This is a genomic window from Actinokineospora xionganensis, assembly GCF_014323725.1.
GTDB classification, from domain to species: domain Bacteria; phylum Actinomycetota; class Actinomycetes; order Mycobacteriales; family Pseudonocardiaceae; genus Actinokineospora; species Actinokineospora xionganensis.
In genome coordinates this window covers 199,078-221,514 of record NZ_JABVED010000012.1, presented here as the reverse complement: position 1 = coordinate 221,514, position 22,437 = coordinate 199,078, and the positions used below count along the sequence as shown (strand labels likewise).

14 protein-coding genes are annotated in these 22,437 nt (G+C 70.1%); 10 read left to right on the top strand and 4 right to left on the bottom strand.

Features of this window, described 5'->3' with window-relative positions:
- The first annotated feature begins 34 nt into the window (after positions 1-34).
- The 9 genes from GPZ80_RS21695 (at position 35) to GPZ80_RS21655 (ending at position 17,856) form a co-directional block, all read left to right on the top strand.
- Positions 35-1,243: an MFS transporter gene (locus GPZ80_RS21695; RefSeq protein ID WP_187222817.1), complete on the top strand. Its 1,209-nt coding sequence runs from the start codon at positions 35-37 to the stop codon at positions 1,241-1,243.
- Positions 1,244-1,319: 76 nt separating this feature from the next.
- On the top strand, positions 1,320-3,329 hold the full coding sequence (locus tag GPZ80_RS21690; protein ID WP_312880488.1) for a bifunctional copper resistance protein CopD/cytochrome c oxidase assembly protein: 2,010 nt from the start codon (positions 1,320-1,322) through the stop codon (positions 3,327-3,329).
- Between the two features lie 80 nt (positions 3,330-3,409).
- Positions 3,410-3,667, top strand: coding sequence for an Ish1 domain-containing protein (locus GPZ80_RS21685; RefSeq protein WP_187222816.1), 258 nt, complete (start codon positions 3,410-3,412; stop codon positions 3,665-3,667).
- Between the two features lie 94 nt (positions 3,668-3,761).
- Complete coding sequence (ettA, locus tag GPZ80_RS21680) at positions 3,762-5,438, top strand: energy-dependent translational throttle protein EttA (RefSeq protein ID WP_187222815.1); 1,677 nt, start codon at positions 3,762-3,764, stop codon at positions 5,436-5,438.
- Positions 5,439-5,478: 40 nt separating this feature from the next.
- Positions 5,479-10,356, top strand: coding sequence for a hypothetical protein (locus GPZ80_RS21675; RefSeq protein WP_187222814.1), 4,878 nt, complete (start codon positions 5,479-5,481; stop codon positions 10,354-10,356).
- A gap of 276 nt (positions 10,357-10,632) precedes the next feature.
- On the top strand, positions 10,633-15,576 hold the full coding sequence (locus tag GPZ80_RS21670) for an NAD-glutamate dehydrogenase (protein ID WP_187222813.1): 4,944 nt from the start codon (positions 10,633-10,635) through the stop codon (positions 15,574-15,576).
- A 286-nt stretch (positions 15,577-15,862) separates the two neighbouring features.
- Positions 15,863-16,306, top strand: coding sequence for an acyl-CoA thioesterase (locus tag GPZ80_RS21665; protein ID WP_187222812.1), 444 nt, complete (start codon positions 15,863-15,865; stop codon positions 16,304-16,306).
- On the top strand, positions 16,299-16,931 hold the full coding sequence (locus tag GPZ80_RS21660) for a DUF8010 domain-containing protein (RefSeq protein WP_187222811.1): 633 nt from the start codon (positions 16,299-16,301) through the stop codon (positions 16,929-16,931). Before GPZ80_RS21665 ends, GPZ80_RS21660 begins: the two co-directional genes overlap by 8 nt.
- A gap of 76 nt (positions 16,932-17,007) precedes the next feature.
- Positions 17,008-17,856: a helix-turn-helix domain-containing protein gene (locus tag GPZ80_RS21655; RefSeq protein ID WP_187222810.1), complete on the top strand. Its 849-nt coding sequence runs from the start codon at positions 17,008-17,010 to the stop codon at positions 17,854-17,856.
- 53 nt (positions 17,857-17,909) lie between these two features.
- On the opposite strand, the gene GPZ80_RS21650 is transcribed toward GPZ80_RS21655, so the two are convergent.
- From GPZ80_RS21650 to GPZ80_RS21635, 4 genes are all read right to left on the bottom strand, one after another.
- Positions 17,910-18,482 (bottom strand): DUF3558 family protein, encoded by a 573-nt coding sequence (locus GPZ80_RS21650; protein WP_187222809.1) that lies wholly within the window; start codon positions 18,480-18,482, stop codon positions 17,910-17,912.
- A gap of 78 nt (positions 18,483-18,560) precedes the next feature.
- A complete protein-coding gene (locus tag GPZ80_RS21645; RefSeq protein ID WP_187222808.1) occupies positions 18,561-20,159 on the bottom strand; it encodes a glycoside hydrolase family 13 protein in 1,599 nt (532 codons plus the stop codon).
- A 78-nt stretch (positions 20,160-20,237) separates the two neighbouring features.
- Positions 20,238-20,621 (bottom strand): globin, encoded by a 384-nt coding sequence (locus GPZ80_RS21640; RefSeq protein WP_187222807.1) that lies wholly within the window; start codon positions 20,619-20,621, stop codon positions 20,238-20,240.
- A gap of 24 nt (positions 20,622-20,645) precedes the next feature.
- On the bottom strand, positions 20,646-21,608 hold the full coding sequence (locus GPZ80_RS21635) for a mechanosensitive ion channel family protein (protein ID WP_246477315.1): 963 nt from the start codon (positions 21,606-21,608) through the stop codon (positions 20,646-20,648).
- A 159-nt stretch (positions 21,609-21,767) separates the two neighbouring features.
- On the opposite strand from GPZ80_RS21635, the gene GPZ80_RS21630 reads away from it, so the two are divergent.
- The gene (locus tag GPZ80_RS21630) at positions 21,768-22,406 is read left to right on the top strand and encodes an HNH endonuclease (protein WP_376771705.1); all 639 of its coding nucleotides are present in this window, start codon (positions 21,768-21,770) and stop codon (positions 22,404-22,406) included.
- Positions 22,407-22,437 lie beyond the last annotated feature (31 nt).

Here is a 22,437-nt window from a genome sequence, read left to right as displayed (position 1 = left end):
GTTAGCGTTGTGGGTATCCGGGAGGGGAGTGGGCATGCTGGTGGGAGACCGGGCGGACATCAACGCCGTGCTTGTCGTGTTCGCCCTCAACGGGGTGATTTTCGGGTCGTGGGCGTCCCGGGTCCCGGCCCTGGCGACCCAGGTGGGCGCGGCCGAGGGCACGCTCGGCCTGGCCCTGGTCGGGGCCAGTGTCGGCATGATCTTCGCCGCGTCCCTGACCGGTCGCCTCGCCGCCCGCCACGGCGCCCGCGTGCTGGTGGCCTCCTCCGGCGTGGCGGCCTGCGTGGTAGTGCCGCTGCTGGGCCTGAGCCCGAACATCGCCGTGCTCGGCCTGACCCTGGCCCTGCTCGGCGCCAGTGTCGGCACGCTCGACGTGGCCATGAACATCGCCGCCGTCACCGTCGTCCGCCGCACCGACCGCCCCCTGATGCCGATCTTCCACGCCGCCTTCAGCTTCGGCGGCCTCTTCGGCGCGGCGGGCGCCGCCCTCGCCGCCTTCGCGGCCTGGCCACCCCTGCCGCATCTGGCCGTCGTCGCCGTGATCGTCACGCTGAGCCTGCTCGCGGTCATGCGCGCGGTGCCCGTGGAGGTCATCCCCGAAGACGCCCCCGCGGCCGCCGCGCGAACTCCGATCCGCCGCCCGGTCCTGTGGCTGCTCGCCGCCATCGCCCTGTGCTCCGCGGTCGCCGAGGGGGCCAGCGCCGACTGGTCAGCCCTGTTCGCCGTGGAGTACCGGGGGATGCACGAAGCGTCCGCGGCGTTCGTCTACGGCACGTTCTCGGTCGCCATGGCCCTCACGCGCCTGCTGGGCGAGAGCGCCGAGCGCCGCTTCGGCCCTGAGCGCCTCCTGATCGGCGGCGCCCTGGTCGCGGGCGGCGGTCTGCTGTTGGCCACGACGGTCCACACGACGTTCGCGGTCTTCGCGGGCTTCGCGCTCGCCGGCGTCGGCCTCGCCTACGCCTTTCCCATCGCCCTGAGCCTTGCGGGCGACGCGGGTCGCCGGGCCGACGGGACGGGTGGGGAGCGCGAGATCGGCTTCGTCACCACGATCGCCTACAGCGGCTTCCTCGCGGGTCCGCCGCTGATCGGCGGTATCGCCCACCTCACGGACCTGTCGGTGGCGCTGTCGCTGGCCGGTGTGGTCGCTGCCCTGATCGCCCCCGCGGCACTCGCGGCGGCAGCGGCGGGCAGGCGGGAACGCCGACTGGTTCCCGTGCGCGCCACTGGGCCAGGGTCACACTGAGATCAACACTGTTGCTCGGGATTACTGGTAATTCCGCCGCAACCAGACCCCGCGGGACGCCTACTAGGCTGTTGCTGTGTCCCAGGCCAGCCCCCCGGAAACCAACGCCCCCCGCCGCGCCGCGGGCATCGCGCCCCTGCTCATCGTCGGCGGCCTCCTGGCCGCGGTCGTGGCGGCCGCGCTTGTCGTCATAGCCGGGGGCGACCGATACGTCATCCTCGGCCTGCCCTCGCCGGACGCGTTCACCCAGCACGGCCTGACCGTCGTGCGCGTCCTGTCCGAGATCGGCGCCGTCGTCACCGTCGGCTCGCTGCTCTTCGCGGCCTTCCTGGTCCCGCCCCGCGACACCGGCGTCCTCGACGTCGGCGGGTACGCGGCGCTGCGCACGGCCGGGTGGGGCGCCGCCGCGTGGTTCGTCGGCGCGCTCCTGTCCGCCCCCTTCACCGCCGCCGACGCCGTCGGCAGGCCGATCGGCGACGTCCTCCCCGCCGACATTCTGATCACCCTCGTCGGGACGCTCTCGCAGGCGAAGGCCTGGCTGCTGACCGCCGCCATCGCGCTGCTCGTCCTCGTCGGCACCCGCATAGTCCTGACCTGGGGCTGGACCACGGTCCTGTTCGCCCTCGCGCTCGCGGGCATCGTGCCGGTCGCCGTCACCGGACACTCGTCGAGCGGCGGACAGCACGACCTGGCCACCAACAGCCTGCTGCTGCACCTGCTCGCCGCCGCACTCTGGGTCGGCGGCCTGGTCGCGCTGCTCGCGCACGGCCGCCGCCGCCACGACCACCTCGGTCTCGCCGCCTCCCGGTTCTCCCGGATCGCGCTGGTCTGCTGGATCGTCATGGCTGGATCCGGCGTGGTGAACGCCCTGGTCCGGCTGCCGCTGAGCGACCTGTTCAGCACGTCCTACGGCCTGCTCGTCGTGGCCAAGATCGTCGCGCTGCTCGTCCTCGGCGTCTTGGGCTACCTGCAGCGCGAACGCGGTGTGAAGGGGATCGTCGAACGCGGCACGGGCGCCCCGCTGCTTCGGCTGGCCGCGAGCGAAGTGTTGATCATGCTGGTCACCTTCGGCATCGCCGCGGGCCTGGCCCGCACACCCCCGCCGCAGACCGCCTACGTCGAGCCCGGCCGGGTCGAGCTGCAACTGGGCTACCCGATCGACGCCGCCCCCACGGCCATGCGGCTGCTCTTCGACGTCCGCTTCGACCTGATCTTCGGCACCCTCGCCCTGGTCATGGCGGCGCTCTACCTGAGGGGCGTTTTCCGCCTGCGCCGCCAGGGCGTCGCGTGGCCGGTCGGCCGGACGATCGCCTGGCTCGCGGGCTGCTTCGTCATCCTCTTCGCGACCTCGTCCGGCTTCGGCAAGTACTCGCCCGCCATGTTCAGCATCCACATGCAGACCCACATGATGCTGAGCATGCTGGCACCGGTCCTGCTGGTCCTCGGGGGTCCGATGACGCTGGCCCTCCGCGCGATCAAACCCGCGGGCAAAGACGCTCCTCCCGGTATGCGCGAATGGATCCTGGCGTTCGTGCACTCACCGATCTCCCGCGCGCTGACGAACCCCGTGGTCGCCCTTGTGCTGTTCGTCGGGTCGTTCTACGGCCTCTATCTTTCCGGCCTGTTCGACTCCGCAGTGCCCGAGCACTGGGCGCATCTGCTGATGAACGCCCATTTCCTGTTGGTCGGCTACATCTTCTACTGGCCGGTCCTCGGGGTCGACCCGTCGCCGCGCAAGCTGCCGTACCTGGCCCGACTCGGGCTGGTGTTCGCCTCGATGCCCTTCCACGCCTTCTTCGGCGTGATCCTGATGAGCATGCAAACGGTGGTGGGCCAACAGTTCTACCGGTCCCTCGCACTGCCGTGGAACACCGACCTGCTCGCCGACCAGCGCCTTGGCGGCGGCATCGCCTGGGCGTCCGGGGAGATCCCGCTGCTGCTCGTGCTGATCGCCCTGCTCGTGCAGTGGGCCCGCGCCGACGACCGCGAGGCCCGCCGCACCGACCGCCGCGTCGACAGCGGCGACAGCGACGACCTAGACGCCTACAACGCGATGCTCAAGCAACTGGCCGACCCGAAGCCCTAGGCGCTGGGCCGACATCGCCGGTGTTTGCCCCAACCGGGCTCCGGGCACTCCTTGGACTGCTCATGGAAGGAGTGCGGAACATGCCGAACCCGAGCATCAAGAACGAAAAGCTGTACCGCGAGCTGCGCGACGACGGCGAATCGAAGGAGAAGGCCGCCCGCATCGCCAACGCCTCCGCCAAGGAAGGCAAGTCCAAGGTCTCCTCCCGCGGCGGCAAGTCGAAGTCTTACGACGATTGGTCTGTCGACGACCTGCGCAAGCGCGCGAGCGAGGTCGGAATCGACGGGCGCTCGTCGATGTCGAAGGATGAGCTGGTCAAGGCCCTGCGGAACCACTGACTGGCGCTCCGGCGTCTCGGCCGAACGGCCCGGCTGACGGGTAACGGGGCGACCGCGCTCAGGCGCCGGAGGCGACCGCTCTACGATCGCGAGCATGGCCGAGTTCATCTACACCATGAAGAAGGTGCGCAAGGCGCACGGGGACAAGGTCATCCTTGATGACGTCACCCTCAACTTCCTGCCCGGCGCCAAAATCGGCGTCGTCGGTCCGAACGGCGCTGGTAAATCCAGTGTTTTGAAGATCATGGCGGGCCTCGATCAGCCGAACAACGGCGAGGCTTTCCTCTCGCCCGGCTACTCGGTGGGCATCCTGCAGCAGGAGCCGCCGCTGAACGAGGAGAAGACGGTCCTGGGCAACGTCCAGGAGGCCGTGGGCGAGATCAAGGGCAAGCTCGACCGGTTCAACGAGATCGCCGAACTCATGGCGACCGAGTACTCCGACGAGCTGATGGAGGAGATGGGCAAGCTCCAGGAGGAGCTCGACCACGCCGACGCGTGGGATCTCGACTCCCAGCTCGAACAGGCCATGGACGCGCTGCGGTGCCCGCCGCCGGACGCCGACGTCACGGTGCTCTCCGGTGGCGAGCGCCGCCGGGTCGCCCTGTGCAAGCTGCTGCTGTCCAAGCCCGATCTGCTGCTCCTCGACGAGCCCACCAACCACCTCGACGCCGAGAGTGTGCTGTGGCTCGAACAGCACCTCGCGCAGTACCCGGGCGCCGTCCTCGCCGTCACACACGACCGGTACTTCCTCGACAACCTCGCCGAGTGGATCCTCGAGATCGACCGCGGCCGCACCTACCCGTACGAAGGCAACTACTCCACCTACCTGGAGAAGAAGGCCGAGCGGCTCGCGGTGCAGGGCAAGAAGGACCAGAAGCTGCAGAAGCGGCTCAAGGACGAACTGGCGTGGGTGCGGTCCAACGCCAAGGCCCGGCAGACGAAGTCGCGTTCCCGACTCGACCGCTACGAGGAGATGGCGGCCGAAGCGGAGAAGACGCGCAAGCTCGACTTCGAGGAGATCCAGATCCCGCCCGGCCCGCGCCTGGGCAACATCGTCGTCGAGGTGAACAACCTCAAGAAGGGCTTCGACGACCGGGTCCTGATCGACGGCCTGTCCTTCGACCTGCCGCGCAACGGCATCATCGGCGTGATCGGGCCCAACGGCGTCGGCAAGACCACGCTGTTCAAGACCATCGTCGGCCTGGAGAAGCCGGACGCGGGCGAGGTCAAGGTCGGCGAGACCGTGCTGTTGTCCTACGTCGACCAGAACCGCGCGAACATCGACCCGAAGAAGACGGTGTTCGAGACCGTCTCCGGCGGGCTCGACTACCTCAAGGTCGGCCAGGTCGAGATGCCGTCGCGCGCGTACGTCAGCGCCTTCGGCTTCAAGGGGCCGGACCAGCAGAAGCCCGCGGGTGTGCTGTCCGGCGGTGAGCGCAACCGGCTCAACCTGGCGCTCACCCTCAAGCAGGGCGGAAACCTGATCCTGCTCGACGAACCGACAAACGACCTCGACGTCGAGACCCTCGGTTCGCTGGAGAACGCGCTCGAACAGTTCCCCGGCTGCGCCGTGGTCATCTCCCACGACCGGTGGTTCCTCGACCGGACGTGCACGCACATCCTGGCGTGGGAGGGAACCGACGAAGATCCTTCCAAGTGGTTCTGGTTCGAGGGTAACTTCGAAGGCTACGAGAAGAACAAAATCGAACGGATGGGTGCTGACGCCGCTCGACCGCACCGGGTGACTTACCGCAAACTGACCCGGGACTAGACGGAGGACCGGCGACGTGGCGGCTTGGAACGAGTTACCCGTGGACGGCGGCTCAGTCGAGTGCGACGCACTCGTCGAGGTGGCCGACCGGCTGCGGTGGAGCGCGCCTGAGCTGACTGTCCAGTTCGCGATGCGTGCCCTCAAGGCCGACGCGGAGCAGGCGGTCAGGACGCGGGCGCACTCGTTGCTCGCACCGTCACTCGTCACCCTCGGACGGCACGCCGAGGCCGTGGAACCGGCCTTGGTGGCACTGCGCGCCGCGACGGCGGGCGGCCAGATCGAACGGTCCGCCCGCCTTCGGGTCGCCATCGCGGCGTGCGCGCGCGCCCTTGGCGAGCCGTTGACCGGCTGCGAGATCCTGCGGCCGGTGCTGCAGACCAAGACGGCCAAGCCCGCCACGCGCGCGGTCGCCCTGGGCCAGTTCGTCACCTGTGCCGCGCACGTCGGTGGCCGCGACGATCTGGAGGACGCGCTCGCCGAGGCCGAGCGGCTGCTCGCCTCCGATGACGGGCTCTCCCAGGACGCCCGCCGCGTCGAGGGCGCCCTGCTCGCGGTGCGATCGGCGTCCTACCACCGCCGCCACGGCGATACGGAAGCCGCCGCGGACACGGCCCGCGCCGGGCTGGCCATGCTCACCAAGCTGCACGACCCGATCTCCGAGGGCGGGCGGGTGCGGGCCCGGCTCACCTTGGAACTGGTGTGCGCGCTGCTCGACGAAGGTCACCTGGACGAGGCCGTCCAGGCCGCTGAACCTGTTCTGTCCGAAGCGGTCCGCGCCGCCGCCGCGCCCGCCATCGGGCGGCTCCGGCTGGCGCTGGCCACTCGGGTCCACATCCCCGCGGGCCGCACCGACGTCGGCCGGACCTTGCTCTGCGACGTCGTCTACACCGCGGACCGGCACGGTCTCGACTCCCTGCTCGCCGACGCGTGGACGTTCCTCGCGCACGCCGACGAACAGGCCGACCACCCGACCGAGGCGCTGCACGCCCTGCGCTCCGCGCGCGCCGCCGAATACCGGCATATGCGGGCGGTCGACCTGGCCCGGCACCGGCTCAGCACCGAGTTCGGGCTGGAACAGCGGCCCGAGCGCATCGTCTCGCAGCTGCGCTCCATCGTCCGGTCCGGTGCGCCCACCCGCCCGCAGCCGGTGCACCTGCCCGAACAGGCCGCCCGCCGCCAGTCCGCCGAGGACAAGCAGCCGCGGACCACCCGGGGCGGCACGTTCGCGCTGACCCTGGTGAGCGTGGCGCCGGTCGGGACGGCGCCCGCCATCGAGCCGCCCGAGCCGCCGGTTCCCGTCGGCGGCGACGTCGCCCTCAACGCGCTGGCCTCCCACGTTCGCGATCTCGCGCCGGACAAGGCCGAACTGCTCCGCACCGACCTGGGGGAGTTCGCCGTCCTGCTGCCCCAGACCACCCACGCGGAGGCCGAACACCTCGCCGCGACCATCCGCGACCGGGCCATCGAATCCGCCTGGCTCGTCGACGACCAAGGGCGCGACCTCGCCATCCGAACCGGTGTGGCCACGCAGCCAGCGGCGGGCGACAGCCCACGAGACGGGGTGGACGCGCTCCTGGACGCGGCCAGGGACGCGCTGTCGCGCCCCTTCGCCCCGCGCACGGAGCCGTCGAACCCGGACGTGGCGGAGCCTGCCGACTCCGAGCATCCCGACTTCGAACGCCCGGGATCACCCCGGCTGGCTTCCGCCCGCGCTGACCTCGACCACCCGAACCCGCCGCCCGGCAGACCCGAGACCGAGTTCCCGGACTTCGGACTGCCCGATCTCGGGCTCCCCGACTTCGCCTTGGTCGACTTCCCGTTCGGCGAGTTCGGCAGCCGACCGTTCGCGGATACCCCGGCGTCGAGCCAGGACCAGACGCCTGAGCAGGTCAAGCCCGCCGCAACGCCCTCGGCGGCCGAGCCTGCGGTGTCCTCGGCTGCCACTTCCGAGCCTGCCGCACCCACGCCACCGGACCCCGCGGTTCCCGCGACGGCGGAGGAGCCGCAGGGTGTGAGCGCTCTCCTGGAGGCTGCCCGGTCGGGGATGCAGGAGCAGCTCAGCGAGGCCATCGCCCCCGACGCGCCGCTGCCTCGGCGCAGGCGCCGCGCCCCGGACCCGGAGCAGGAGGGAACCGACACCGCCCCGAACCGTTCCGCCCAAGCCACGTCCGGTCCCGCGACCGGGCTTCCCGAGAACCCCGCACCCTGGCCCGTGTCGGCTGACCTGGTCGCCGACGCGAAGGCCAAGCCCGAGTCGGCGGCGGAGAGCCCGGCCCCCAGTCGCCGCGACCGCGGCGCGGCGCGGTCCGAAAAGCCGGTCACCGCGCCGGTTTCCGACGCCCAGGCGCTGCTCAGCCGGTTCGGCATCGAGCCCCGCGGCGGTGGCGGCCGCCGCCGGGCCCCGGACGAAGACCCGTACGAGTCGATGTTCGACACCGACACGGCGACGACTCCGCCGATGCCCGAGCCGGACAACGTGCCGACCCCGCCCGAGGGCCCGAACATCCCGACCCCGCCCGAGCGCCCGCCGCTTCCGGTCGAGCCCAAACCCGCTCCGTCCCAGACCCCGACGCCCGACGAGGTGCCTTCGCCGGAGCCCGATCCGGACGTCGAACCGCCGCCGTCGACCGCCGACATGCTCGCCCGGCTCAGCGCACTGGTCGCGCCTGCCGCCGAGCCGTCGCGGGTGGACGCCGAGACGGCACAGTCGGGCGCCCTGCCACGCAGACGTGCGGCGCCCACCGAGCCCGCCGCGTCCCCGGCCGCCGACGGTCTTGCGGAGGAGGGTCTTGGCAGGCGCGGCCGTGCTCGGGCGGAAGCCGAGTCCGCCGCGTCCGCGACAGCCGGCAGTCCCGTGGAGGACCGTCCCGGCAGGCGCAGCCGTGCCCGTGCGGAAGCCGAGGCCGCCGCCGCGACCGGCCACGATGGCTCGGCCGTGGACACCGGCACCGCGCCGCCCGCGCCCACCCTGGCCACGCGGAGCGCCGAGGGGGAGCGGGAGCCCGCGACGCCCGACGTGTCCCGGCGTTCGAGACAGCAGACTCCCGAGCGGTCCACCGCGGGCGAAGCGGTCGCGGATGTCGTGCGCCCGCCTGCCGAAGTCCGCTTCCCCACCGCGGGCGAAGCGGCCGCCGGTGCCGAGCGTCCGCCCGCCGCACCCGACTTCCCCAGCGCGGACACCGGCCTCGCCGACGTTGAATCCGATGAGGAACGTGCCATCGCGGTCTCCAGCGAATGGCTCGGGTTCTCCGCGCTTCGCGGTGTCGGCCTCTCGGGCGGTGCGCAGCCAGGCGAGCGTGCCGGGACCGACCTGACGCCGGCGGAGTCGGTGGTCGCCCCCTTTCCGCCCGCCGACGCCACCGCGTCGGTTATCGCGCCCCCAAGCGGTGACCGTGCCGCCGAGACAGGTCCGCGCGGCGCAACCACCGGACCGGGCGCCGCGCCCAAGACGGAGCCTGCGGCTGCGGATCACCCAGCAGGCCCGGCCGTGGCCGACGCTTCGCCGACCACGCCGCTTACCCGACGTCCTGACACGTCTCCCGCTGCCCTTCCCGACACCGCCCCTCCCGCCGCTGCGCCCACTGCGCCTGCCGGAGTAGCCCCCGAGCCCGTGACACCGACCGGGCCGCCTAACACGACCGAGGACGCGGGCCGGTACACCGAGGCCTCCCGTTCGAGCGGGGTCTTCGACGTCCACGACTCGGGCGCCCCCCAGTCCACCGCGCCGGCAGGCAGGTCGGAGAGCGCCGCCTCAGCCGTCGTCGCGTCGTCGCGCGCGGCCCGCAGGGCGGCGGCCGACAGCGCAACCCCGTCCGAGGACCACTCCGCGATCGCCCACAACACGGGCGCCCTCGAACCGACCGCCTCCACCGCGAAACCGTCCCGCGCGCAGCGTCGGGCATCCGCCGAATCCGCTGGGCTGGACCCCACGTCCGATCAGGGGGACTCCAGCGGCTCGCGGGCGGAACCGTCCGTGCGATTGGCCCGCGAGGCGTCAGCGGAGCCGCTGGACCCCGCGCCGGAGGTGTCCAGGCGCTCGGACTCGCCCGACTCCACCGAACCCGCGGAGGCAGGCTCGACGGAGCCCGTCGGTCGGAGGTCGAGCGAAGAGACTTCCACCCGACCGGACCCCGCAGGCAGTCCTGCGGAGCAGGCTCCCGCACCGTCGGAAATGGTCGCGACCGCGCAGTCGCCTTCCCGGGCGTCCCGCCGCGCCGCCGACCCGCCCGTGGTCGACGCGCCGTCCGCCCCCGAACCCGCACGGGAGACGACGGCGGCGAACGCGCCAGCCGCCGTCACTCAGGATCCGCCCGCGGCCCAAGAGCCCGCCGCTGCCAGCGAACCCGCTGCCCGAGAATCCGCTGCACGGGAATCCGCTCGCGTGACCCAGGAGCTCGATGCCCCCCGGGAATCCGCTGCCCGGGAACCCGCTCGCGTGGCCCAAGAGCCCGCCGCGCCCGCCAAGGAACCCGCGGTAGCCAAGGAACCCGCACCCGTCGACGTGATCCCCGGAGCGGCTCGCTCCGCGGCCGCCGCCGCCTGGGCCCGGCGCACCGCGGGCAAGACCGACGAGGAACGCGCCCGCCGCCTCTCCGCCGTCGATGGCGGCAGCCAGGCCTCCGCGGTCCGCCGCACGGCCCGCCGCGAGCGGTCCTCCAGCGGTCTGGCCGAACTGCTCGCCGAAGCGATGGTGGCCTACCAGGAGACCACCCAGCCACCGCCGACCCCGTCGGGAACCTGGGCCGCCGACGCCCGCGCCGTCGACGACATCCCCGCCACGCCGCAAGAGCAGCCCGCGGGTGGCCGCCGCCGAGCTCCGGAGGACGCCCCGCCACCCGCGGCGGGCAACACCCGCTCCAACTTCCGCGGCAGGCACCGCTCGTCCGAATGGGCGCCTGCCGACATCGACAGCGGCTGAGCCTTACCGGGCACCCAGCCACACGCCGCTCTCCGCGAGTCGACAGCCCTCGGCGGAGCCGTCACGCTGTACTCACCGGTAAGCCCCCGGGCCTGCGACCGAACGGCCCACCCGTCCAAACCGGACACACCGACCCCGTGAAACCCACTATCGGCAACAACTTCCGACAGCATCCAACGACCGCCCCCGGTGCTGCCCGGCCCGCCCCACGGCGGCACTAGTGTGTGGGTTGCATGTGGCACACCGGCGTGCCACCTAGCGTGGAGTCGCCTGAAAATGACCTCGACTGGAATTTCGTCCCGCACCGACGGAGCCGTCAGCGTCGACGGTTCGGCGTCCGACGGACGGCCGGTCAGCCCCGAACAAATCCGAGACGACCTCATCGAGCGGGCGGCGGAGCAAGCGCCCGACATCGCTGACCTGATTCGCCTCTATTACCGGTACATCCCACCGGAAGAGGTGCTCGACGACGATCCCGTGGACCTCGTCGGCGCCGTGCGGTCGCACGCGCAGCTGGCTGAGAAGCGGGTCAAGGGCCGCCCTGCCGTGCGCATGGTGAACCCCGACTCCGGCCAGGACGGCTGGAGCACCCCCGGCTCCGTCGTGCAGCTCGTCACCGACGACATGCCCTACCTCGTGGAGTCCGTCTCCGCCGAGCTCGTGCGCAGCGGCGTGCAGGTTCAGCGGGTCGTGCACCCGATCGTCGTGGTCCGCCGCGATGTCGCGGGCGGGCTGCGGGAAGTCCTGCCCACCTGCGACCCGGACGACCCGCCGGAGGGCACTTTCGCCGAGTCGTGGATGTACATCGAGGTCGACCTCGTCTCCGACGCCGACCGCGCCCGCGACATCGAGAACAGCCTGCTGTCGGTGCTCAACGACGTCCGCGAGGTCGTCGAGGACACCGACCGGATGATCAGCACCGCCCGCGCGCTCGCCGACCAGCTGGAGGCCGACCCGCCGTCCCTGGAGGCCGAGCAGATCGCCGACGGCGCCGCGCTGCTGCGCTGGCTCGCCGACGGTCACTTCACCTTCCTCGGCTACCGGCACTACGAGCTGGTCGAAGCCGAGGGCGACCCGGCCCTGCGCGCCGTGCTGGCCACCGGGCTCGGTGTCCTGCGCCAGGACAGCCTCGCCTCCCGCAGCCTCACCGCCGGTCCCGACCGCGCGGAGCGGGCGCTGGCGCCGAGCCTGCTCGTCCTGACCGAGGCCAGCGCGCCGTCCACGGTGCACCGCTCCACGTACCCGTATTTCGTGGGCGTCAAGACCTTCGACGCCGACGGCAACGCCACCGGCGAGCACCGCTTCCTGGGTGTGTTCACCACGAACGCCCTGCACGAGGACGTCCTCGACATCCCCGTGGTCGAGCGCCGCGTCCGCGAGGTCATCCACCGCGCCGGCTTCCCGATGGAGTCGTACTCCGGCCAGCGCATGCTGGAGCTCATCCAGAACTGGCCGCGCGCCGAGCTGTTCTCCACCACAGCGGACTCGTTGTACTCGACCGCGACCGGTGTCATCGCGCTGGCCGACAGACGCAGGCTGCGCCTGTTCCTCCGCAAGGACCCGTACGGCCGCTTCTTCTCGTGCCTCGTCTTCCTCCCGCGTGACCGCTACACGACCACCACCCGGGTGGCGATGCAGGAAGTGCTCCTCGACGAGCTCAACGGCACCAACCTGGAGTTCAGCACCCGCGTCGGCGAGACCCCGCTCGCGCAGGTCTACTTCATCGTCCACACCGACCCGGGCAGCCAGGTCGACCCGGACGTCGCGCGCATCCAGGACCGGCTCACCGAGGCCGTCCGCAGCTGGGACGACCGGATGGTCGAGGCCGTCTTCAGCGAGGGCCGTGACAGCACCGACAGCGAGTCGCCCACCGAGCTGGGCCAGCGGTTCGCGAGCGTGTTCCCCGAGGCGTACAAGGAAGACTTCGACGCCACCGACGCCCTTGCCGACCTGCGCAAACTGCAGGGCCTGCGGGACGATCAAGACCTCGACATGTCGTTCTACGTCCCCGGGGACGCCGAGCCGGGGGAGCGCCGCTTCAAGCTCTACCTCGCCGGCGAGGGCGTGACCCTGTCGAAGGTGCTGCCGATGCTGCAGCAGATGGGCGTCGAGGTCATCGACGAGCGCCCGTACGAGTTGCACCGCGAGGACGGCGAGCGCTGGTGGATCTACGACTTCGGCCTGCGCATCGAGCCGAGCGTGCTGGCGAGCCGCACGGCCGAACAGATCGACGCGCTCAAGGTCGACTTCCAGGAGGCGTTCGCCGCCACCTGGCGTGGGGACGCCGAGTCCGACAACTTCAACGCCCTCGTCCTGCGCGGCGGTCTGACGTGGCGGCAGGCCTCGGTCCTGCGCGCCTACTCGCGCTACCTGCGCCAGGCGGGCACGCCCTACAGCCAGGAGTACATCGAGGACGCCGTCCTGGCCCACACGCAGGTCGCGACCGCGCTGGTCGGCCTGTTCGAGGCCAGCTTCGACCCGGCATCCCCGGAGGAGGAGCGGCGCACCCAGATCGAGCACCGGATCGCCGAGATCACCACCATGATCGACAGCGTGACCAGCCTCGACGAGGACCGGATCCTGCGCAGCCTGCTCACGCTGATCCGGGCCACCCTGCGCACGAACTACTTCGTCCGCGACGCCGAGGGCAGGCTCCGGTCGTACCTGGCGATCAAGCTGGAGCCCCGCGCGGTCCCCGAACTGCCCGAGCCGCGCCCGCGGTTTGAGATCTTCGTCTGCTCCCCGCGCGTCGAAGGTGTCCACCTGCGCTTCGGTTCCGTGGCTCGCGGTGGTCTGCGCTGGTCCGACCGGCGCGAGGACTTCCGCACCGAGGTGCTGGGCCTGGTCAAGGCGCAGGCGGTCAAGAACGCCGTGATCGTCCCGGTCGGCGCCAAGGGCGGCTTCTTCGTGAAGAAGCCCGCCGTGCCCACCGGCGACCCGGCGGCCGACCGCGAGGCCTTTATGGCCGAGGGCATCGCCTGCTACCGCATGTTCATCTCCGGCCTGCTCGACCTGACCGACAACCTGGAGACCGGCAAGGTCGTCCCCGCCAAGGACGTCGTCCGTTACGACGCCGACGACACGTACCTGGTCGTCGCCGCCGACAAGGGCACCGCGACGTTCTCCGACATCGCCAACGAGGTCGCCAAGAGCTACGGCTTCTGGCTCGGCGACGCGTTCGCCAGCGGCGGCTCGGTCGGCTACGACCACAAGGCCATGGGCATCACCGCCCGCGGCGCGTGGGAGAGCGTGAAGCGGCACTTCCGGGAGCTGGGCCTCGACACCCAGACCCAGCCGTTCACCGTGGTCGGCGTCGGCGACATGTCCGGCGACGTCTTCGGCAACGGCATGCTGCTCTCCGAGCACATCCGCCTGGTCGCCGCGTTCGACCACCGGCACATCTTCATCGACCCGGAACCCACCACGGCGGCGGCTTTCGCCGAGCGCAAGCGCCTGTTCGAGCTGCCGCGCTCGTCGTGGGACGACTACGACCGCACGCTGATCAGCGAGGGTGGCGGCGTGTGGCCGCGCAGCCTCAAGTCGATCCCGATCAGCCCGCAGGCGGCGCGCGCGCTGAGCCTGCCGGTGGGGGTCGAGAAGCTCTCGCCCCAAGAGCTGATGAACGCGATCCTGCTCGCCGAGGTCGATCTGCTGTGGAACGGTGGCATCGGCACCTACGTCAAGGCGTCCACGGAGTCGCACGCCGACGTGGGCGACAAGGCCAACGACGCCATCCGGGTCGACGGCTCCGCGCTGCGGGTCAAGGTTGTCGGTGAGGGCGGCAACCTGGGCCTGACCCAGCGCGGCCGCATCGAGTTCGCCCGGTCCGGCGGCAAGGTGAACACCGACGCCCTGGACAACTCGGCCGGAGTCGACTGCTCCGACCACGAGGTCAACATCAAGATCCTGCTCGACGAGCTGTGCCGCGACGACGATCTGGACGGCCGGCAGCGCAACGCCCTGCTGGCTGAGATGACCGACGAGGTCGCCGACCTGGTGCTGGCCGACAACTACCGGCAGAACGCGGTGCTCGGCGTCAGCCGCGCGCACGCCGCGCCGATGCTGTCGGTGCACGCGCGCCTGGTCGAGTCGCTGGAGCGCGATAGCGGCCTCGACCGCCGCCTGGAGGCGCTGCCCACGCGTGAGCAGTTCAAGGCGATGGACAAGGCGGGCGACGCGCTGAGCTCACCCGAACTGGCCACGCTGTTGGCGCATGTGAAGCTGTCGCTCAAGGAGAAGGTGCTCGCTTCCGAGCTGCCCGACCAGGACGTGTTCGCCCGCAGGCTGCCGGAGTACTTCCCGACCCAGCTGCGCGACCGGTTCGGCAAGGCGATCGGCAGCCACCCGCTGAGCAGGCAGATCACCACGACCCTGCTGGTGAACGAGGTCGTCGACGGCGCGGGCATCTCGTACGCCTACCGGCTCGCCGAGGAGATCAGCGCGAGTCCGACCGACGCGGTCCGGGCGTTCGCCGCCGCGACGCGGATCTATGACCTGCCCGCGGTGTGGGAGGAGATCGCGGCGCTCGACAACGTGGTCCCGACCGACATCGCCGACCAGATGGTCCTCGCCACCCGCCGCCTCCTCGACCGCGCGTCGCGCTGGCTGCTGACCAACCGGCCGCAGCCGCTCGCCGTGGGCGCGGAGATCATCCGCTTCCACGACGCTGTCGGCAGTTTGAGCCAGCATGTCAGCGGTTTGCTTCGCGGGAGCGCGCGCGAAGAGGCGGAGGCCGAAGCCGAGCAGATGATCGCCGGGGGAGCGCCCGCGGACCTCGCCAAGAGGATCTCGGCGATGCTCGACTGGTACTGCCTGCTCGACATCATCGAGGTGGCGGAGCTGGCGGAGCGCGACGAGGGCTACGACGAGCGAAGCGCGTTGGAGACGGCTGATCTCTACTTCGCCCTGTCGGACCACCTCAACATCGACGCGATGCTGACCGCCGTCAGCGCGTTGGAGCGGGGCAACCGCTGGCACGCGCTGGCACGGCTCGCGTTGCGGGACGACTTCTACGGTTCGCTGCGCGCGATCACGTTGGACGTCCTGCGCCAGAGCGACCCGGGCGACTCGGCCGACGCCAAGATCGCCGCCTGGGAACACGGGAACGCCTCGCGCCTGTCGCGGGCCCGCGCCTCCCTCGCGGAGATCTACAACTCGGGCACGTTCGACCTGGCCACCCTCTCGGTGGCCGCCCGCCAAATCCGCAGCATGGTCCGCTAACCCCCGCGCGAGTCCAACGTTCAGAACACTGAGTCCAACGTTCAAAACATCGAGATCAACGTTCCGGCAATCGTGAACGTCACCCATNCCGCAGCATGGTCCGCTAACCCCCGCGCGAGTCCAACGTTCAGAACACTGAGTCCAACGTTCAAAACATCGAGATCAACGTTCCGGCAATCGTGAACGTCACCCATGATGTTTTGAACGTTGGACTCAGTGTTCTGAACGTTGGACTCGCGACCGGGTTGGGTAGGGTTTGGGAGTTGGTGGCTGAGAGGGTGGCGCTGTGGGTGTGTTCGTCTCGGAGATCCGGCCGCGCTGGTCGGACATGGATGCCTTCGGGCACGTGAACCACGCGAGCACGGTGACGCTGCTCGAAGAGGCCCGAGTCGACTTGCTGTTCCACGAAGCGGGCCTGCGCGGCGCCAACGACATGGCCGCCGGGGTGGTCATCGCGAAGCTGTCGGTGGAGTACCACGCCCCGTTGTTCGCCACGGGTGGCTCGGTGCGGATCGAGTTGTCGGTCCGGGAGATCCGCGGCGCCTACTTCATCCTCGATTACGTGGTCCGCAGCGGCCCGAAGGAAACCGATCCCGTGGCGGTCACCGCGACCACCACACTCGCGCCTTATGACCTGGTGAACGGCAAGCCCCGCCGCATCACCGACGCGGAACGCGATTTCCTCGCCGCGTGGCACAACGGCGGCAACGGTGGAGTCCTGCATGTCTGAGCTTTCGTTCGCAGACCCGTCGGAACGCGCCGACCTCGGCGCCTTCGTGGCCCGCGCGGTCCGGTTGGACCCGCAGGCCGTGGTCCGGTTGAAGGGCCGCGAAGGCGGCCTGATCGACGCCTGGGTCGCCACCCCGTTCGACGTCCTGGCGACTCGCACCGCGCGTGGCTCCATCGAGCCCAACGACATGACGGTGTTCGGCAACGAACTCCTGGCGGGCCTGGCGGTTGTCCAGGGCGACCAGATCGACCCGGGCCCGTCCCGCGACATGCAGTGGCGCTCGGCGCTGCCGCCCACGCAGCACTGGCAGATCGTCGACCGGATCCCGGCCCGGCAGGTCTCGGAGTTGGCGGACAAGGGCTTGGCGGTCGCGCGCGACAACGTGGGCCCGCAAGGGACCCCACCGGCGTCGCTGCTGGACCAGCCGGTGCTCACGGTGAAGGGCGACGGCCTTGAGGTCAAGGTGCCGCTACGGTGCCTGTTCGCGCTGTCGGGAATGGGTTTCCTGGCGGAAGGCGATGAGGACAGCATCCGGGTGACGGCGACGGACGCCTGGATGCGTCTGGACGCTCGGTATGGGGCCGTGGTGCGCCGAAGGCACGCGTTGTTGCCGCTGTTGGTCTGACGGGCGTTTCAGGGGCCGGAACGGTGCGGCTGATCATGCGGTGGCCGGTGACGGTGTCCGCTGGTGAGATCGCAGGATGACGAAGCACGGCACAGCTCGTAATCGGGGTCTAGCGGCGGAACTCAAGGCCCTACGCGCCAGGGCGGAACTGACCACCCGCCAAGCAGCGAAACGCGTCGGCATGTCCATCGCGACCTTGAACCGCATCGAGAACGCGATACGGGAGATCACTCCCGAAGATGTCGCCGCGTTGTTGGCGGTCTATGGGGTCACGGGACCGGAACGGGCCAGAATCCTTGTGCTGGCAAGGAATGCGAACATCTCCGGCTGGCGCGAGACCGACGAAGGCCCGTTGCCTGTGCACCTGCGTGCACAGAGCGGCTTGGAATCGGAAGCCGTGCGGGTCATCGACGTGGCGATGTTCGCGGTCCCCGGCCTGCTGCAGACCGCCGACTACACCCGTTCTGTCCTGATCGCCATCAAGTTCCCCTCCACAACCCACAAGGCGATGGTCGAACAGCGCGCGCAGCGGCAGGCGATCCTGAGCCGTCCGGTTCCGCCGAACTATTTGGCGCTCATTGATGAATCGGTCTTCCGCCGGCCGACCGGCAGTCGTGAACTGATGGCACAGCAGTACCGGCATCTGGCCGCGATGGCTGAACGCCCCAACATCGACATCAGGATCATCCCGTTCGGGATGCATCTCGGCGTGCAGGGCAGCTATCAGCAGTTGGAATTCGCCAAGACCGGATCCATCGTCCACGTCGAGCTACCGCAGTCCTCGATGTTCCTCGATGCCGAACACGAGACCCGAGCGTTCCGCGATACGACGAACGGCCTCTTGGAGATCGCGATGAGCTCAGCCGATTCAGTGAAATATCTGTGCCGCCTTGTTTCAGAATCGGCGCTTTGTGAAACAAGATAGATCTTGGTCACGCACAGTGGGGTAATCATCTCCCCGCAATGGCTTGCGGGCGGTTACGGCGTCAAGCTCCTGATCACCATCGCGGCGGTTCGGTCCGCCCGCGAGCAGTCGGGAGCCGACGCACTGCGCGTCCGCACATCGTTGATCATGATCACGGCCTGGTCGGAGATCCCGAGGAACTCCTTGCACGCCCCGTGCTTCGCCTCCAGCTCCCCGTTGGCCCTGATCACCGGATACCCCTCCACCGAGTCGACCATCCACCCCTCGCACCGGGCAGCCTCGGAGGTGCCGCACTGGGCGGTCAAACCTTTCAACCCCGGCGTGGCCATGATCTGCACCCGCAGGAACTCCAGCGGCTTCTGTCCAGCCGTCCCCGCATGCAGGTCGCAGGCGGCCCGGCCGAGTTCGTCGTTCTTCTCGGCGGTGGGCAGCCCGAGTTCGGCGCGGTCCGCCTCGGTCAGCATGGCGCAGGGGTCGCCGGTGAATCCCTTGGTGTCCAAGGGTTTGGTCACCGAAGGAACATCCACTGTGGTGGGTGACGCGGGTGTCGCCGCAGGTGGGCTGGAGCAGCCGGCCACGAGCGCCAAGGCAGCGAAGAAGAGCGTTCCTTGCCGAATCCCCGCCATGCCCCGTCCTGATTCCTCGCAAGCGTGATCAACCAGGCTGACGCTATCCCAGCCCAAGTCCCCGCGCGCGGGGAGCGATCACACCAGCCAGACCGACGTCTCCGGCGGCAGCTGGTTCCCATCCATCGGCCCGCTGGACAGCAGGATCTCCCCAGGCGGCAACGGCACCGAAGCCGCCGACGTGTTCAGCGCGCAGATCAACCCGCCACCCTTGCGGCGGAACGCGAAGCACCCGGGCGGCGCGCCGTACCACTCAAGTTCGTCGCCGCCGAAGCCCTGGGCCGTCTTCCGGATCTCCAAAGCGTGCCGGTACAGCGACAGCATCGACTCAGGGTCCTCCAACTGCTTCTCCACCGTCAGCGCCCCCCACTGCGGCGGCATGGGCAGCCAGGCCGCCCCGGCGCGGGAGAAGCCGTACGACGGGATCTCGCCCTCCCACGGCAGCGGCACCCGGCACCCGTCCCGGCCGCGCTGGGTGTGGCCCGAGCGCTCCCAGGTCGGGTCCTGCAGCGCCCAGTCCGGCAAGTCGACGTTGGGCAGGCCCAACTCCTCGCCGTTGTAGATGTAGGTGGTCCCCGGCAGCGCCAGCTCCACCAGAGCCATCGCACGTGCCCGGCGCGTCCCCAGCTCGCCCCCGCCGTAGCGGGTCACATGACGCACCACGTCGTGGTTGGACAGCGTCCAGGTGGCCGGTGAACCGGTCGACTCCACAGCGGCCAGCGAACGGTCGATCGCCCGACGCACCGAGTCGGCGTCGAACTCCGCTTCCACCAGCTTGAAGTTGAAGCCCAGGTGCAGCTCGTCCGGGCGCACGTACGCGGCGAACCGCTCCTCCTGGTCGACCCAGATCTCGCCGACGGCCATGGTCCCCGGGTAGTCGTCGAGGACCTTGCGGATCAGCCGGTGGATGTCGTGCACCTCGTCGTTGTCGAAGCGCAGGTCGACGAAGTCGGGGGCGTTCGACCCCGCCATGATCGTGACCGCCCGCGGATCCATGTCGGGCAGCCCCGGGGGCTTGGCCATGCCGTGCGCGACGTCGATGCGGAATCCGTCGACACCCCGGTCGAGCCAGAACCGCAGGGTTTGCACGAGGTCGGCGCGCACATCGGGGTGTTCCCAGTGCAGGTCCGGCTGCTGCGGCGCGAACAGGTGCAGGTACCACTGGCCGTCGCGCACCCGCGTCCACGCGGGCCCGCCGAACACGCTGGTCCAGTTGTTCGGCGGCGTCGAGCCGTCCGGGCCGAGGCCGTCGCGGAAGTGGTAGCGCTCGCGCTCCCGGCTTCCCGGCCCGGCGCGCAGCGCCTCCTGGAACCACGGGTGCTGATCGCTGGTGTGGTTGGGCACCAGGTCGATCGTGATCTTCATCCCGTGGTTGTGGGTGTCGGCCACCAGCCGGTCGAACGCGGCGAGGTCGCCGAAGAGCGGGTCGACATCGCGCGGGTCGGCGACGTCGTAGCCGTGGTCGGCCATCGGGGAGCGGAAGAACGGGGTCAGCCAGAGAGCGTCCACGCCGAGCAGTTCGAGGTAGCCGAGTCTGGACCTGATGCCCTCCAGGTCGCCCACGCCGTCACCGTCGGAATCAGCGAAGGAACGGACGTAGACCTGGTAGAAGACCGCGTCCTGCCACCACGGGGACACCGGGGGACCAGCTTCGGGGGAGTCCGCGGTACGTCGCACGATCGTTCATCCTGCCATTCGCCAGTGTCGGACTCCGCCGTAATCGATCAGTCCGAGCCGTTGTCTTTCCGGGACCGGTCAGACCCAGCTGTTGAGCATGCTGTTCGCGGCCATCTCCAGGTACTGCCAGAGCTGGTCGCGGTGCTCGGGACGCAGCCCCGCCTCGTCCACGGCTACCCGCATGCACCGCAGCCAAGCGTCCCGTTCGATCGGGCCGATGGTGAAGGGCTGGTGACGCATCCGCAGCCGAGGGTGCCCGCGCTGTTCGGAATACGTGTGCGGGCCGCCCCAGTACTGCATGAGGAACAGCCGCAGCCGCTCCTCCGCGGGGCCGAGGTCCTTCTCCGGGTAGAGCGGGAGCAGCACCTCGTCCTTGGCGACCTCGGCGTAGAACCGGCCGACGATTTTGCGGAAGGTCTCCTCGCCACCGACGGCGTCGAAGAAGTTCTCGGGTGTGGCCACGGCTCCATCCTCGCTTACGGTCGGCTAGGCGGGGGACGGGGGGAACAGTCTGCCCAGCGGTGGCTGGATCCCGGCCTCCTCGACGGCGGCCATCGCGCGTGCGCGAAGCGCCCGCTGCACGGCGTACTGCCTGCCCGGACGCACTTTCACGGTCATCCGCATGGTGATGCTCTCCGGCGTGACCTTCTCCACACCGAGGACCTCTGGTGGCTCGATGACGTCCTTGGCGAACGTCTCGTCGGCTGCCACCTCGGCCGCGACCCGGCTCAGGATGGTCGTGACCTGGTCCACATCGGCGCTGTAGCCGACCGGCAGGTCGAGCACGGCGACCGCGAAGCCCTGGCTGGAGTTGCCGACGCGCAGGATCTCGCCGTTGCGCACGTACCAGACAGTGCCGTTGACGTCGCGCAGCGTGGTGACACGCAGGCCGACCGCCTCGATCGTGCCGATGGCCTCACCGAGGTTGACGTTGTCGCCGACCCCGTACTGGTCCTCCAACATCATGAAGATGCCGGACAGGAAGTCCTTGACCAGGTGCTGGGCACCGAAACCGAGCGCGACCCCGACGATGCCCGCCGAGGCGATGATCGGCGCCAGGTTCACCCCGAGTTCGCCGAGGATCAGGATGAACGCCAGGCCGTAGATGGCGAACGAGAGGATCGAGTTCAGCACCGATCCGATCGTCTTGGCGCGCTGCGCCCGCCGCTCGCTGAGCATGGTGAGCGCCTGGGGCGCCCGTTCGCGCAGCGGCCGCAGCAGCTTGGGCATGTTGCCGTTGCCCGAGGTCAGTCGCTCGATCAGGCGCCTGGCGATCAGCCGGATGACGAACGCGATGAGCAGGATCATCGCGATCTTGACCGGCTTGGCGATCAGCCAGTTCGCGGACGCGGCCAGCCACTGGTTCTCGGTCAGCTTGTACACCTGCGTGCACCAGGAGTCGTTCTCGAAGCACTTGGGCGGTTCGAGGGTGAAAGGCATCGGATTCATCGGCGCCGACGATAGCCACGATCGTGTGGTCCGTCGAAGGCGGTCCGGGTGGATCGTTCATCGCCTTTTCGCGTCGTGATGAGAGACACGTCATGTAACACACGTGCGTTCCAGGGTCGTTCTGTGGTCGACTTAGGGGGCACCGGTGGAGGTGGTCGAGTGCACGACCGACAACCGACTCCTATCGGCGCGTCACTGCACGCGCCGCGGACAACGCTGTGCCCGTCCAATACGGGCCCCGCGCTGGCTCCCGCGCGCGCGCCCACAGCGTCATTACCGTCGTGGGGCAGACGCCGAGTTCTCCTGCTCAACACCACTTTCGAGCCCCTCACCGCGCTCCCGCTGCGGCGCGCGGTGGTCCTCGTGGTGTGTGGCAAGGCGGAGGTCGTCCACGGCGACCCGGCGGGTCTGGTGGTGCACTCGGCGACGTCGAGCGTGATGGTTCCGTCGGTGATCCGGCTGAGCAACTACGTGCGCGTGCCCTACCGGGGGCGCGTTCCGCTCACCCGGGCCGGGCTGATGCACCGCGACCGCTACCGCTGCGCGTACTGCGGGGGACGGGCGGAGACGATCGACCACGTGATCCCACGGAGCCGGGGCGGCCCCCACACCTGGCAGAACTGCGTGGCCTCCTGCGCGAAGTGCAACCACAAGAAGGCTGACCGGCTGCTCAGCGAACTCGGCTGGCGCCTGCGGGTGGTGCCCAACGCGCCGCGAGGGACGCACTGGCGGCTGTTGGCCGGTGTCACCGACGCCGACCCGCTGTGGCTGCCCTACCTGGGCGAGCCCGCTGCCTAGAACTGCAGCGTAGAACGTTGGTGCGCGGAAC